Origin of the sequence: Stutzerimonas xanthomarina DSM 18231 (genome assembly GCF_900129835.1) — a bacterium.
Taxonomy (GTDB): domain Bacteria; phylum Pseudomonadota; class Gammaproteobacteria; order Pseudomonadales; family Pseudomonadaceae; genus Stutzerimonas; species Stutzerimonas xanthomarina.
The window spans coordinates 19,798-33,361 of record NZ_FQXA01000001.1 but is presented as its reverse complement, the minus strand read 5'-3'; the positions used below and the strand labels follow the sequence as shown (position 1 = coordinate 33,361).

Below are 13,564 nucleotides of genomic sequence, written 5' to 3'. Positions count from 1 at the left end.
AATGATCGCGCGGTCAAGCGCGTGTGGCCATAGGGCAATGGTGTCGTTTCGTGACCCGTTCAGCGGCTGCTTGAGCCGGTGCGTCGTCGCTGCGACCACTGCCCCGCTTCAAACAGCGCGACCACCAGGATTGCCAAGGCAAGCGGCAGTAGCAGGTAGAACCCTCGGAATACGATCAGGGCGGCCAGCACGTCAGCGGTGGGTAGTTCCGGCATCGCGGCGAGGAAGGTCACCTCCAGCACGCCCAGTCCGCCGGGTGCATGTGACAGCAACGCCAGTGAAAACGAAGCAAGGAATACGCCGAGCACGACCAGATAGCCCGGATTATCCGCCTTGGGCAACGCAAAATAGATGATCGCCGCGGCGCAGGCGAGCTCCAGAGGCGCGGCAACCAGTTGTTTCCCGACGATAGGTAGGCGCGGATAGGTGATGTGCCATTTGCCGATATGCATGGGCGGGAAGTGTCGCCAGGCGCCGATCACATAAAGCCCGATCACACCCAGCAGCGATGCGCCTATCGCTCTCGACAACCATGGCTCGGCATCGACGAGCCGGTTGAGCAAATCCGGCCTGAAGATCAACACCAGGCCGCCGGCTAACAGCGTGCCAAGAAGAAAGGTCAATGAGCAGAACACGATCACTACGCCAATTTCGTGTGGCGTCAGTCCTTTGCTGCGATACGCGCGGTACCGCACCACCGCGCCGGAAAACACCGACGCGCCAACGTTATGAGCGAGGGCATAGGTCGTGAAGGAGCAGAGCGTGATGAACCACCAGGAGATGTGCTTGCCAAGGTGCGAGACGGCGATGCGGTCGTACCAGGCTAACGCAAAGTAGGCGCCCAGCGTTGCCAACCCGGCCATAACCCAACTGGGTTTGCTGATTGCGTCGAGGCTGTCGGTAAGTTCGGCGAGTGAAAGATTGCGGATTTCCTGATAGAGCATGTAGCCAGACAGCACTACCGCCATGATGCCCACAAGGGTCCAGGCGACATCGCTCCTCTTCATCATTGCGTGGGCTCCTTGGCGACGGCTTATGCCTCGACGCGAAGGTTCGGACACTGAGTAATGTTTCGTCGCGGAATAATTCGGCCGGTCTTTTATCGGCAGCGGACCGGGCGTTTTGTTCAGTGTCGGGCTAAAAGGCAGGTATGCCCATCAACGCGGCAGGCATGACCAGAGGTTAGTAATCCGCCGCGGCTGCTCGAATCCGGACCCAGTGTTCGATCAGCTCGCGCAACTGCGACATTTCGACTGGTTTGGCCATGTGGCCGTCCATCCCGGCTTCGCGGGCTCGCTCGCGGTGCTCGCTCAGAATATGCGCAGTCAGGGCGACCACCGGCGTCCGCCGGCGGGCCTCGGACGCTTCCCACGCACGCAGCTGTGCAGTGGCCTCGAAGCCGTCCATCACCGGCATCTCACAGTCCATCAGCACCAGGTCGTAGGGGTGCGCCTTGATCAGTGTGAGCGCCTCCGCCCCATTGCTGGCCGTATCCGGTTTAAGGTTGAGCTTGCTCAGCATGCCGCGGATGACCTTGGTGGATATGCTGTTGTCCTCGGCAACCAGAATGCGGAAATCGTCCGGCACTGACAGCGGTGCGTTGGGTTGCATCGCTGACGTCTGCGCAATCGCGCTGGTGCGGCGGGCAAGCTCGTCCGCCAGGGTGGTTTTCAGCGTATAACCGGCAACGGGTTTGGCCAGGATGCGTTTGATGCCGGCGTTGCGTGCGATGATCTTGCTCGGCGCACTGCTCATGCCGGTCAGCATGATCAACAAGATGTCGTGATTGAGGCTGAAGTCTTCCTTGATTCTGCTCGCCAGCTGCATGCCCGTCATACCGGGCATGTCCTGATCGAGCAATACCACGTCGAAATAGTCGCGCAAGTGCGCCTTGGTGCGCAGCAGCGCCAGCGCCTCTTTGCCTGAGGCTACCGCGCTGACGTCCATGCCCCAGCTGCTGCACTGCTGGCCGAGCACTTTCCGGCAGGTATCGTTATCATCCACCACCAGCAGCCGTGCACCTTTGAGCTGATTGTCGAGATTGCATGCGGGCTCGGCGATTTCGGCGGACAGTGGCAGACTCATCCACAACGTGTTGCCAGCAATGCCGCCCGTCTGAATGCCGAACTCGCCATTCATCAGGTGGATCAGCTGGCGCGCGATGATCAAGCCGAGGCGACCACCAAGGCGGGTCGCGGCGAGAAAGTCGCGGCTATCCAGCGCAGCGTTGAGCAGGGCATCGCGCTCCTGCGTCTCCAGCGGACGACCGCTGTCCTGAACGGTGATGCGCAGCCGGGGCTGTCCCTCGCGATCATCCACCGTTGCGGTCAGTAGCACCTCGCCTTCTTCGGTTTGCTTGAAGGCATTCTCGAGCAGATTCAACAGTGCCTGGCGCAAGCGAGTCGGGTCGCCAGCAACCACGTACGGCATCTGGGGTTGAACAAAGCTGATCAGCTCGACCCGTTGCTGTTCGGCCTTGGCGCGGAAAATACTGAGGCAATCTTCGATGAGCGCGTTGAGATCGAACTGCACGTCGTCCAGCTCGATCTGCCCGGACTCCAGTTTGGAAATGTCCAGAATCTCGTTGATCAAGTTGAGCAACTCGTTGCCGGAGCTATGAATCGTCTGGACGTAATCACGCTGTTTCGCCGACAGCGAGGTGCTGAGCAGCAGCTCACTCATGCCCAGCACACCGTTCATTGGAGTGCGAATCTCGTGACTGATCTTCGCCAGGAAATCCGCTTTGGTTCGAAGTTCGGCGCTATTAACGGCTTCGGCTGTATGTTGGTTGCGGCTGTCTGACTGAATCTGTCGCTGCCGCTCGAGTAGTGCAAAGCTGAGGATCAACCCGGAACAGGTGGCTACGCTGAACATGATGCCGGTCAGCCAATCCGGATCGAATTGATTGAAGCCCAACAGAACGGGCAGCACCAGGATGAAGCCGCCATCGAACAACAGCATGCCAGCAACCAGCAATCGGGCCGGTTCGTAGCGCTGCCGCCAATGATGAATAGCCACGACGGTAACGCTGACGGCAGTGCCTAGCACCAGCGCGTATATCAACCAGCTAAACCAGAGGTGGCCGGTGAACAAGATGGTCGCTGCGACCGCGCTCACCACACCTGTTTCCAGCGCAAGCACCCCGGTCACCCAGGGTATCTTGCGGTTATGGAAGAAACCGTAGGTGAAGGCCAGCAAGGAAATACAGGTCAGCAACGCGGCCATATCGGCAATCAGCGGTTGGCTATAGATCAGCTTGGGCGACCAAACCGCAAGCAGGCCCAGATTCGTGATCGCACCAGTGAGAAGGGAGCCGTGCAGCAAGGCAAGCCACACATGGCTGTAGCTCAAGGTGTAGGCGAAACGCAGCAGGTTGTAGATGGTCAGTAGTGCCAAGGCACCAAACAATGCGCCGAACAGGTAAGCCGGGCGCGCCAGCCCAACCAGCCCTACCTCATCAACGGTGCTGAACCACGCCATGATCGGGTGGGATGATTGCAGGCGGATGTAAGCCTCGCGAGGCGTATCGTCACTGGGTAGAGTAAACAGATAGGCGCGGGTGGGCAGGGGGCGCGACTCGAGCGGTCTGAGCTCACCAGTTTCGATATGACGTTCCAGCCGCCCGTCACGCAGCAGGTAAAAATCGAGGTACTGCACGCGTGGCGCGAAGATCCACAACCAGTTCGGATCGGCGAACGCGGGTAGGTTCACCTGCAGCCAGATGGCATTCTCACTCGCTGGAGCGGCATAGGCATGTTTGTCGATGCGCTGGAACAGGCTGCGCTGGGCGATAACCTCATCAAGCGTGAGCAAGCCGGATTGGTCGACGAGCAATCGCCAGTTGGACTCTGTCGCTGCTATGGCGTCTGCGGATACAGGAACGGGAGCGGGCTCTGTAACGGCGCCCAATGCAGGCCATGCAGTCAGCAACAGACTGAAGGTAAAAGCAATGGCGACCCGGAGTCGACGCACGATTGAAGTCCCTTCATGTGTGTGGCGGTGGATTATAACCACCGCACGGTCGCTCAGTAACGCGCGCAACGACCTATAAGAGTTGCCGCCGCGCACATTACCGCAATTCTCGCGCTCAGCTTTCGCCCTGCTCGCGTGCAATTGCCCGATAGCCGATGTCATGGCGGTAGAAATGTTCATTCCAGTCGATTCGGGCCGCCAGTGCATAAGCATTTTGCTGCGCCGCAGAGACCGTTTCACCAAGCGCCGTAGCGCAGAGGACGCGACCGCCTGCGGTGGTTACCGCTCCGTCGACCAACAGGGTACCGGCATGGAAAACCTTGCCCTGCAGTTGGGCAGCAGCGTCCAGGCCGTGGATCGTGGCGCCTTTGCCATAATCCCCCGGATAGCCTCCCGCAGCCATTACCACGCCGAGGCTCGGCCGTGGGTCCCACTGTGCTTCGATCTTGTCCAGCGCTTTGGCCAGGGCTGCTTCCACAAGCAGTACCAGACTGGACTGCAGGCGCAACATGATCGGCTGGGTTTCCGGGTCGCCGAAGCGGCAATTGAACTCGATGACTTTGGGCGCACCGTTGTGGTCGATCATCAAACCGGCGTAGAGGAAGCCGGTATAGACGTTGCCCTCGGCAGCCATGCCCTTCACTGTCGGCCAGATCACTTCGTCCATCACGCGTTGGTGGACGTCGGCCGTCACCACGGGCGCTGGGGAATAGGCGCCCATGCCCCCCGTATTCGGGCCGGTGTCGCCATCGCCGACGCGCTTGTGGTCCTGGCTGGTCGCCATCGGCAACACATTGGCGCCATCGACCATGACGATAAAGCTGGCTTCCTCGCCGTCGAGAAATTCCTCAATCACCACTCGTGCGCCCGCATCACCGAATGCGTTGCCGGAGAGCATGTCGCGCACGGCCTCTTCCGCTTCGGCCAGGGTCATGGCGACGATCACACCCTTGCCAGCTGCCAGACCGTCGGCCTTGATCACGATCGGCGCGCCCTTTTCTCGCAAATAGGCGAGAGCCGGTTCGACTTCAGTGAAGTTCTGGTAGTCGGCGGTAGGGATCTTGTGGCGAGCCAGGAAGTCTTTGGTGAACGCCTTGGAGCCTTCCAGTTGTGCTGCAGCAGCGGTCGGGCCGAAGCAGTCGAGTCCGCGCGAGCGGAACAGGTCGACTACACCTTTGACCAGCGGCGCCTCGGGGCCGACGATCGTCAGCTGCACGTTCTGCTCGGCGAAGTCCGCCAATTGCTCGATGGCCAGTACATCGATAGCGACATTTTCACATTTGGCTTCAGTTGCCGTGCCGGCATTGCCGGGCGCGACAAAGACTTTCTTGATGCGCGGGTCCTGCGCGACCTTCCAGGCCAGGGCGTGCTCGCGGCCGCCGCTGCCGATGATTAAAACGTTCATTTGTCTCTCCTTCGGAGAGAGCTGCAAGCTTCAGGCTTCAAGCCGCAAGTGAAGCGGGCGGGTACCTGCTCTTGCTTGCGGCTTGCGGCTTGCGGCTTGCGGCTCGCTGTTAGTGCCTGAAATGGCGCATGCCGGTGAATACCATGGCGATGCCGGCTTCATCGGCTGCGGCAATTACTTCGGCGTCGCGCATCGAGCCACCTGGCTGGATCACTGCAGTAATGCCCACTTTGGCGGCATTATCGATGCCATCACGAAACGGGAAAAACGCATCGCTGGCCATCACTGCGCCGGGCACCGGCAGGCCGGCATGCTCGGCCTTGATCGCGGCGATACGTGCGGAATTGACCCGGCTCATCTGACCGGCGCCGACCCCGACGGTCTGCCGGTTCTTGGCATAGACGATGGCGTTGGATTTGACGAACTTGGCCACCTTCCAGGCAAAGATCAGGTCGTGGATTTCCTGCTCGGATGGGGCGCGCTGGGTGACGACCTTGAGGTCGGCTTCGCTGATCATTCCGATATCGCGGCTCTGAACCAAGAGCCCGCCGTTGACGCGCTTGAAATCCCAGCCCGGCGCACGCTCGGCCGGCCACTGGCCGCATTCGAGCAGCCGAACATTGGCTTTGCTTGCGACGGCTTCGCGGGCTTCGGCGGAAATGCTTGGCGCGATGATCACCTCGACGAACTGGCGTTCGACGATGGCTTTCGCGGTCTCGCCATCAAGCTCGCGGTTGAAGGCAATGATGCCGCCAAACGCGGACTCGCTGTCGGTGGCATAGGCCAGTTCATAAGCTTGACGGATGCCGCCCTCAGCATCCGGAACCACGGCGACGCCGCAGGGGTTGGCGTGCTTGACGATAACGCAGGCTGGCTTGACGAAGCTCTTTACGCACTCAAGTGCGGCGTCGGTATCGGCAACGTTGTTGAACGACAATTCCTTGCCTTGCAGTTGGCGGGCAGTGGCAACGCAGGCTTCGTCGGCGGTTTCGACGTAGAACGCCGCGATCTGGTGCGGGTTCTCGCCGTAGCGCATGTCCTGCGCCTTGACGAACTGGGTGGTGAAGGTGCGCGGCAGCAGACTGCGGCCTTCAGTGGAAAGGGTTTCAGCGCTCTGATCAACCGTGCCCAGGTAGTTGGCGATCATGCCGTCGTAGGAGGCTGTGTGCTCGAAGGCTTTAAGCGCCAGATCGAAGCGCTGTGCATAGGTCAGGCCGCCGGTCTTTAGGTTCTCGATGACGCTGGCGTAGTCATCGGCATTGACGATAATGGCAACGTCCTTGTGGTTCTTCGCCGCGCTGCGGACCATGGTCGGGCCGCCGATGTCGATATTCTCAATCGCGTCCGGCAGCGTGCAGCCAGGCTTGGCGACGGTGGCAGCGAACGGATAAAGGTTGACTGCAACCAGGTCAATCGGGTTGATGCCTTGCTCGACCATGACCTCGTCGTCCAGGTCACGCCGGCCGAGAATGCCGCCGTGTATCTTCGGGTGCAGGGTCTTGACCCGACCGTCCATCATTTCGGGAAAACCGGTGTAGTCGGCGACTTCGATCGCGGCGATTTGGTTTTCGCGCAATAGTTTGAAGGTGCCACCGGTTGAGAGAATTTCGACGCCTAGAGCGACGAGCTCGCGTGCGAATTCAATGACGCCGGTCTTGTCGGACACGCTGATCAGCGCGCGGCGGACGGGAAGGCGGGTGCTTTGATCGGTCATAGACATTTCCTAGGAGCTACAGGCTGCGAGCGGACAAGCCCTTGGGAGACGGCTTGCACCGTTCCATCGGAGCGCGCCGCTGTTCAGAGAAGGTCGTACTGCTTGAGTTTCTTGCGCAGGGTGCCGCGGTTCAGACCCAACAGCTCCGAGGCCTTGGTCTGGTTGCCTTTAACGTAGTTCATTACGGTTTCCAACAGTGGAGCCTCCACTTCGGAGAGCACCAGGTTGTAAACGTCGGTAACGTCTGCGCCTTCCAGACGGGCGAAATAGTTGTGCAACGCGTTCTCTACACTGCCTCGCAAGGTCTGGCCTGCTTCGCTTGGCGTGTTGAGGTGTTGCTTGAGGTTCACGTTGTCGCTCACGGATGTTGTTCCAGTTAACAAGGTTTCGTTCAACAGCGTCATGCAGCCACCCCTTTTCCTTCCCCCGAAACAGGGCCTGTACGGCGCTCGGCGAAAAATCTCCGAACGCTGGCGCATTGCGCATCCCTGTCTTCCAAACCGTTGAACCGGCCGCGGTATTCCTGCGCGCCGGGTAGTGTTGCCAGATACCAGCTGACGTGCTTGCGGGCGATACGTACACCCATCACATCGCCATAGAACGCATGCAGCGCCTCGAGGTGCTGCAGCAGAATGTCCTCGACTTCGACCAGCGTCGGCGGCGCCATCAACTCGCCTGTGGCGAGGTAGTGGTTGATCTCGCGAAATATCCACGGCTTGCCCTGGGCGGCACGACCGATGAGCAGTCCGTCCGCTCCGGTCTTGTCGAGTACTTGGCGGGCTTTTTCTGGTGTATCGATGTCCCCATTAGCAAACACAGGTATCGAAACGGCCTGCTTGATCGCAGCAACGGTCTCGTATTCCGCGTCACCTGTGTAAAGGTCGGCACGGGTACGACCGTGCACGGCCAGTGCAGCGATTCCTGACTGTTCGGCGATTCTCGCCACCGAGAGCCCGTTCTTGTTCTGTCTGTCCCAGCCGGTTCGGATCTTCAGCGTCACCGGCACATCAACCGCGCCGACCACAGCCTCGAGTATCTCCGATACCAGTTTTTCATCCTTCATCAGCGCCGAGCCGGCGGCCTTGTTGCAAACTTTCTTGGCTGGGCAACCCATGTTGATATCAATGATCTGCGCGCCGAGCTCGACATTGCGAGCAGCCGCTTCGGCCAGCATTTGTGGATCGCCACCGGCGATTTGCACAGAGCGTGGCTCTGGATCCCCTTCGTGCAGCAAGCGCAGGCGCGATTTGCGGCTGTTCCACAGGCGCACATCACTGGTCACCATCTCCGACACCACCATGCCAGCGCCCAGGCGTCGACATAACTGGCGGAACGGCTGATCGGTCACGCCAGCCATGGGCGCGAGGATCAATCGATTCGAAAGGATATAGGGGCCGATGCGTACCGCTGACATGAAGATTCCCTGCTTGGAGCCTGCTTGTTAGGTCGATCGGGACAGCAAAAAAGGGTGTGCATAATACCCGCTACGGGTGACGGGTTAAAGGCTGTTTTGAACAAAATCTGAACAGCTCCGGCCTTATAACCAACCGTAGCAGGCTGCCCTGAAACGGGGCGCGGCAACGCCGCTCATCGTCTCAGGTGCAGCAGCGGGTATCAGTCGGGTGAGCGAAAGGCGAGGCTGTAATTCACCGCCGTAATGCCAGGGTCGAGGATATCCAGGGCGATGTGGATAGGAATCTGCGACGGCATTTCCCGCTGTCCTGCGAGTTCTCCGGAAAGGTATTCGCCAGGCTTGAACGTCCGCTGCGCCAGTGTCTGGCCCTGGATGTCAGCGAAACGCACTTCCAGCAACGGGAACGGTTGGGCGAAGGGCGCGCGGTTGTAGATGATCGCGTCGACTACCAGTGCCCCTGCGAAATCCGGATGGCTGCGCACTACGAGATTGCTGCTCTTGATCTGGCTGATGTCGACTCTAGGGGGTAGCTTGCAGCCCACCGCAGGGCAGACTTTCTCCAGCCATGGGCGGTACTCATCCTGTCGCGCGAGCTCATCGAAGTTATAGATCACGTATTGGGTCGCCAATCCAAGCAGGGCGATCAGGTTCAACAAACCCCAGCCCAACCAGCGGCCCCAGGGCCGACGGCGCGCCTGCCAAGCGAGCTGCAACGGTTCATCGTCCAGTTCGAATAACCGTTCCTCACGGTCTTGGCGCGTTGACTGCGTCGATTCGCGCTCGGTGCCGAACCTGTCTCGGCCTGTCAGCGTTGTGCGAGCACTGTTCTCGCCCGAATCAAAGGGCAGATCGACTACCGGTTCGGCGCGCTCCGTTGGGTTGACCTGTTGGATCACCGGATCAGGCGCCGCGAGTGGGCTCGGCGGGGCGGGATGCTCGACACTCACCGGGGTGAGGCGAATATCCGCGGCGTCGACAGTGGCTTCGCCCGTGTGTTCTGGTTTCGCCTCGGTTGGTTCGTTGTTGGCCTGAGGCGTTGACTCCGCGCTCAGCAGCTGCTCTGCCCACGCTTCGTCGTTGTCACTCGTAAGATCGGAGTGGGCGTAATGCTGTTGCTCACCGGGTTGCGGCTCCAGTTCGAGAAACTCGCGGGACAGTTCCAGCTCCTGCCGCTCAAGCTTCGCCAGCTCTTCGTCGAGGTCCAGGCTATCGAGATCCAGATCGTCATGGATCCATAGTGTCTCGTCTCGATCGGCCGATTTGGCTGGTTGTGCCCGCTCGCTTGGCACTTGGCTGACGGCGGGCACGCCAGTGGAGAAGCTCGTGGCATCCGGCCCCGTTTCCCTGGTGCCTGTAGTGTCTGCGTCTTGCAGGTAACGGGCGGCATTGAACAGCTCCATGCAGGCGCCACACCGCACCACACCCTGAGCAGCGGCGAGCTGGGCACGGCTGACGCGGAAGCTGGTCTGGCAATGGGGGCATTGGGTGACGAAGCTGGTCATGCGTTGGTCCGGCGTAAATGGCCCTAGTCTAGCGTATGCACGTTAATGAGCAGCAGCGGAGGACGGCGAGTTGATGGCTGGATCTGAAACTTTATTCAGAGCCGACGAATGCCGGTAATTCGCACCCAGCCGTCTTTGTCCGCCGTTGGGTCAAGGTCGAACTGGTTGGCATAGGCGGTGCGTACCTCTTCTGCCTGTTCGGCCAATATTCCCGACAGGGCGAGACGGCCGCCGGGCTTGACCCTTTCGATGATACGCGGCGCCAATGCCACCAGCGGGCCGGCAAGAATGTTGGCGACCACCACGTCAGCCTGACCCTCGGGTAGCTGCTCGGGCAGATACAGCGGGAAGCGTGCCGGGTCGATGCCGTTGCGCCCGGCATTGTCGCGTGATGCTTCAAGGGCCTGCACGTCGATATCGGTTCCGACTGCTTGCTTCGCGCCCAGGAGCAGGGCAGCAATAGCCAGAATGCCCGAGCCGCAGCCAAAATCGAGTACTTCCAGATCTTTCAATGGCTGGGCGTCAAGCCACTCCAGGCAAAGCGCCGTGGTTGGGTGAGTGCCGGTGCCAAAGGCCAGCCCGGGGTCGAGCAACAGGTTTACTGCTCCCGGTTCTGGTGCAGCGTGCCAGCTCGGTACTATCCATAGACGGCTGCCGAAACGCATCGGGTGGAAATTGTCCATCCAGCTGCGTTCCCAATCCTGGTCTTCGATGCGCTCGAGTTGGTATTCAGGTAATTCTCCGCCCGTTAGTAACTGCAGGTGGGCCATGAGATTGCTTTCATCCGTATCGCCTTCGAACAATGCCAGCAGGTGGGTGTGCGACCACAGCGGTGTGGTATTGAGGTCTGGTTCGAATATCGGCTGGTCTTCTGCGTCCATGAAGGTTACCGACACTGCACCGACGCCCAGAAGCGCGTCTTCGAGGGTTTCTGCCTGTTCGGGGGAAATCGCAAGACGGAGTTGTAGCCAGGGCATTGGGGCCTCTCGGAGCGAACGACCGGTATAGCCGGTCGGAAAAGTCGGAATCTTACTGGAGCCTGTGATTGGCATCCATCCTGCTGATACCAGAAACGACAAGGGCTGCCGGTTGGCAGCCCTTGCTGATGTCCGCACTGGATCAGTGCTTGTCCATTCCCAGCTTCTTCTCCAGGTAATGGATGTTCACGCCGCCTTTGCGGAAGCCGTCATCACGAACCAGATCCCGGTGCAGTGGGATGTTGGTCTTGATGCCGTCGACAACGATTTCATCCAGGGCGTTGCGCATGCGTGCCATGGCTTCTTCACGAGTGGCGCCGTAGGTGATCAGCTTGCCGATCAGCGAATCGTAATTCGGTGGTACCGAATAGCCGCTGTACAGGTGCGAGTCGACCCGGACACCGTTGCCGCCAGGCGCATGGAAGTGCTTGACCTTGCCTGGGCTCGGCAGGAAGTTCGAGGGGTCTTCGGCGTTGATCCGGCATTCCAGTGAATGGCCGCGAATGACCACGTCTTCCTGCTTGATCGACAGCTTGTTACCTGCCGCAATGCTGAGCATTTCCTTGACGATGTCGACGCCAGTCACCATCTCGGTTACTGGATGCTCGACCTGAACGCGGGTGTTCATCTCGATGAAGTAGAAGCGGCCGTCTTCGTATAGGAACTCGAAAGTGCCGGCGCCCCGGTAGCCGATCTCGACGCAGGCATCGGTGCAGCGCTTGAATACTTCGGCGCGGGCTTTCTCGTCGATATACGGAGCCGGTGCTTCTTCCAGCACCTTCTGATGGCGGCGTTGAAGCGAACAGTCGCGGTCGCCCAGATGCACGGCGTTGCCCTGCCCATCGGACAGCACCTGAACTTCTACGTGGCGCGGATTGCCCAGGAACTTCTCGAGATAGACCATCGGATTGCCGAACGCCGCGCCCGCTTCGGTGCGGGTCAGCTTGGCTGACTTGATCAGGTCTTCTTCGTGATGGACCACGCGCATACCACGACCCCCGCCGCCCCCCGCCGCTTTGATGATGACCGGATAGCCGACCTCACGGGCGATACGCAGAGCTTCGTTCTCATCTTCCGGCAGTGGGCCGTCGGAGCCGGGAACCACCGGTACGCCGGCTTTGATCATTGCCTCCTTGGCCGAGACCTTGTCGCCCATCAGGCGAATGGTGTCGGCTTTCGGGCCGACAAAGGCAAAACCGGATTTTTCCACTTGCTCGGCAAAGTCTGCGTTTTCTGCGAGAAAACCATAGCCGGGATGGATTGCGGTGGCGCCGGTCACTTCCGCCGCGGCAATGATCGACGGGATGTGCAGGTAGGAACTGGTCGCGAGGGCCGGGCCGATGCACACGGACTCGTCGGCCAGGGCTAGGTGCATCAGCTCCTTATCGGCGGTGGAGTGAACCGCGACGGTCTTGATCCCCAGCTCTTTGCAGGCTCGCAAAATCCGCAGGGCGATTTCACCGCGGTTGGCGATTAGTACTTTTTCCAACATCGCTGGCTCTCCGCGGTTCAAACGATGGTGAACAGCGGCTGGTCGTATTCGACCGGCTGACCATTCTCCACCAGGATGGATTCGATGGTGCCGCTGGTTTCGGCCTCAATGTGGTTCATCATCTTCATGGCTTCGACGATGCAGAGGATGTCGCCTTTCTTAACGCTCTGGCCGACTTCAACGAAGCTTGCCGACTCCGGCGAGGAGGCGCGGTAGAAAGTGCCGACCATCGGCGAACGGACTACGGTGCCATTGAGCTTTGGCTGTGCCGGCGCGGCATCGGCGACGGGTGCGGCGGCCGGAGCGGCTGCGGGCGCTGGCATCGGTGCCGGAGCGTAATAAGGCTGTTGCATGGCTGCTTGCTTGCTATGACGGCTGATGCGAACGGACTCTTCGCCTTCGTGAATTTCCAGTTCGTCGATACCGGACTCTTCCAGCAGCTCGATCAGTTTCTTGACTTTGCGAATATCCATGAAGCAGTGACTCCCAGGTAAGTTCAAAGGGCATTGCTGCTCGCTTCTTCAAGGCCGGCGCGTGTTGCGCGCGGTCCTGTCAGGAAGCAGCGAGTTGTTCCAGGGCGGCCTCCAATGCCAGGCGGTAGCCGCTGGCGCCAAGACCGCAGATCACCCCTACCGCGACATCCGAGAAGTAGGAGTGATGGCGGAAAGGTTCACGCTTGTGCACGTTTGACAGGTGCACTTCGATGAATGGGATGCTCACCGCCAGCAGCGCGTCACGTAGCGCAACGCTGGTGTGCGTGAAGGCGGCGGGATTGATCAGGATGAAATCCACGCCTTCGCTGCGTGCGGCATGGATGCGCTCGATCAGCTCGTACTCGGCATTGGACTGCAGGTGTAACAGGTGGTGTCCGGCATTGCGGGCTCGCTGCTCCAGATCTTGGTTGATCTGCGCCAGCGTCGTGGCGCCATAGACGCCGGGTTCGCGGGTGCCGAGCATATTCAGATTCGGGCCGTGGAGGACCAGAAACGTCGCCATGAGTATTCCTTGTTGTTCTGTCCAAACGGGTGCCTGAGCGAGCGCCCATCGGTGAGGGGAAAAACTATGCACGAAGCGAGGGCTGACTGTCC

At 60.1% G+C, this 13,564-nt stretch carries 11 protein-coding genes; all 11 read right to left on the bottom strand.

The annotated features are described in order from the left end of the window. Nucleotides 1–59: 59 nt before the first annotated feature. Nucleotides 60–1,010, bottom strand: a complete 951-nt coding sequence (locus BUE09_RS00155; RefSeq protein WP_073298718.1) for a lysylphosphatidylglycerol synthase transmembrane domain-containing protein — start codon at nucleotides 1,008–1,010, stop codon at nucleotides 60–62. Nucleotides 1,011–1,182: 172 nt separating this feature from the next. Further along, nucleotides 1,183–3,972, bottom strand: coding sequence for a hybrid sensor histidine kinase/response regulator (locus BUE09_RS00150; protein ID WP_073298717.1), 2,790 nt, complete (start codon nucleotides 3,970–3,972; stop codon nucleotides 1,183–1,185). A 115-nt stretch (nucleotides 3,973–4,087) separates the two neighbouring features. After that, nucleotides 4,088–5,377: a phosphoribosylamine--glycine ligase gene (gene purD / locus BUE09_RS00145; protein WP_073298716.1), complete on the bottom strand. Its 1,290-nt coding sequence runs from the start codon at nucleotides 5,375–5,377 to the stop codon at nucleotides 4,088–4,090. Between the two features lie 109 nt (nucleotides 5,378–5,486). Beyond that, on the bottom strand, nucleotides 5,487–7,091 hold the full coding sequence (gene purH, locus BUE09_RS00140) for a bifunctional phosphoribosylaminoimidazolecarboxamide formyltransferase/IMP cyclohydrolase (protein ID WP_073298715.1): 1,605 nt from the start codon (nucleotides 7,089–7,091) through the stop codon (nucleotides 5,487–5,489). Nucleotides 7,092–7,174: 83 nt separating this feature from the next. Next, the gene (fis, locus tag BUE09_RS00135) at nucleotides 7,175–7,495 is read right to left on the bottom strand and encodes a DNA-binding transcriptional regulator Fis (protein ID WP_073298714.1); all 321 of its coding nucleotides are present in this window, start codon (nucleotides 7,493–7,495) and stop codon (nucleotides 7,175–7,177) included. After that, on the bottom strand, nucleotides 7,492–8,505 hold the full coding sequence (dusB, locus tag BUE09_RS00130) for a tRNA dihydrouridine synthase DusB (protein ID WP_073298713.1): 1,014 nt from the start codon (nucleotides 8,503–8,505) through the stop codon (nucleotides 7,492–7,494). Before dusB ends, fis begins: the two co-directional genes overlap by 4 nt. Before the next feature lie 200 nt (nucleotides 8,506–8,705). Further along, on the bottom strand, nucleotides 8,706–10,007 hold the full coding sequence (locus BUE09_RS00125; RefSeq protein ID WP_073298712.1) for a DUF3426 domain-containing protein: 1,302 nt from the start codon (nucleotides 10,005–10,007) through the stop codon (nucleotides 8,706–8,708). 95 nt (nucleotides 10,008–10,102) lie between these two features. After that, nucleotides 10,103–10,984, bottom strand: a complete 882-nt coding sequence (gene prmA / locus BUE09_RS00120; protein ID WP_073298711.1) for a 50S ribosomal protein L11 methyltransferase — start codon at nucleotides 10,982–10,984, stop codon at nucleotides 10,103–10,105. Between the two features lie 142 nt (nucleotides 10,985–11,126). Beyond that, nucleotides 11,127–12,476, bottom strand: a complete 1,350-nt coding sequence (accC, locus tag BUE09_RS00115) for an acetyl-CoA carboxylase biotin carboxylase subunit (protein WP_073298710.1) — start codon at nucleotides 12,474–12,476, stop codon at nucleotides 11,127–11,129. 17 nt (nucleotides 12,477–12,493) lie between these two features. Continuing rightward, complete coding sequence (accB, locus tag BUE09_RS00110) at nucleotides 12,494–12,949, bottom strand: acetyl-CoA carboxylase biotin carboxyl carrier protein (RefSeq protein WP_073298709.1); 456 nt, start codon at nucleotides 12,947–12,949, stop codon at nucleotides 12,494–12,496. 79 nt (nucleotides 12,950–13,028) lie between these two features. After that, nucleotides 13,029–13,472, bottom strand: a complete 444-nt coding sequence (aroQ, locus tag BUE09_RS00105; protein WP_073298708.1) for a type II 3-dehydroquinate dehydratase — start codon at nucleotides 13,470–13,472, stop codon at nucleotides 13,029–13,031. Nucleotides 13,473–13,564 lie beyond the last annotated feature (92 nt).

What these genes read in the sequence shown, in the direction of transcription:
- BUE09_RS00155 (WP_073298718.1), bottom strand. Translation starts at nt 1,010, where the DNA reads ATGATGAAGAGGAGCGATGTCGCCTGGACCCTTGTGGGCATCATGGCG.
- purD (WP_073298716.1), bottom strand. Translation starts at nt 5,377, where the DNA reads ATGAACGTTTTAATCATCGGCAGCGGCGGCCGCGAGCACGCCCTGGCC.
- purH (WP_073298715.1), bottom strand. Translation starts at nt 7,091, where the DNA reads ATGACCGATCAAAGCACCCGCCTTCCCGTCCGCCGCGCGCTGATCAGC.
- fis (WP_073298714.1), bottom strand. Translation starts at nt 7,495, where the DNA reads ATGACGCTGTTGAACGAAACCTTGTTAACTGGAACAACATCCGTGAGC.
- dusB (WP_073298713.1), bottom strand. Translation starts at nt 8,505, where the DNA reads ATGTCAGCGGTACGCATCGGCCCCTATATCCTTTCGAATCGATTGATC.
- BUE09_RS00125 (WP_073298712.1), bottom strand. Translation starts at nt 10,007, where the DNA reads ATGACCAGCTTCGTCACCCAATGCCCCCATTGCCAGACCAGCTTCCGC.
- prmA (WP_073298711.1), bottom strand. Translation starts at nt 10,984, where the DNA reads ATGCCCTGGCTACAACTCCGTCTTGCGATTTCCCCCGAACAGGCAGAA.
- accC (WP_073298710.1), bottom strand. Translation starts at nt 12,476, where the DNA reads ATGTTGGAAAAAGTACTAATCGCCAACCGCGGTGAAATCGCCCTGCGG.
- accB (WP_073298709.1), bottom strand. Translation starts at nt 12,949, where the DNA reads ATGGATATTCGCAAAGTCAAGAAACTGATCGAGCTGCTGGAAGAGTCC.
- aroQ (WP_073298708.1), bottom strand. Translation starts at nt 13,472, where the DNA reads ATGGCGACGTTTCTGGTCCTCCACGGCCCGAATCTGAATATGCTCGGC.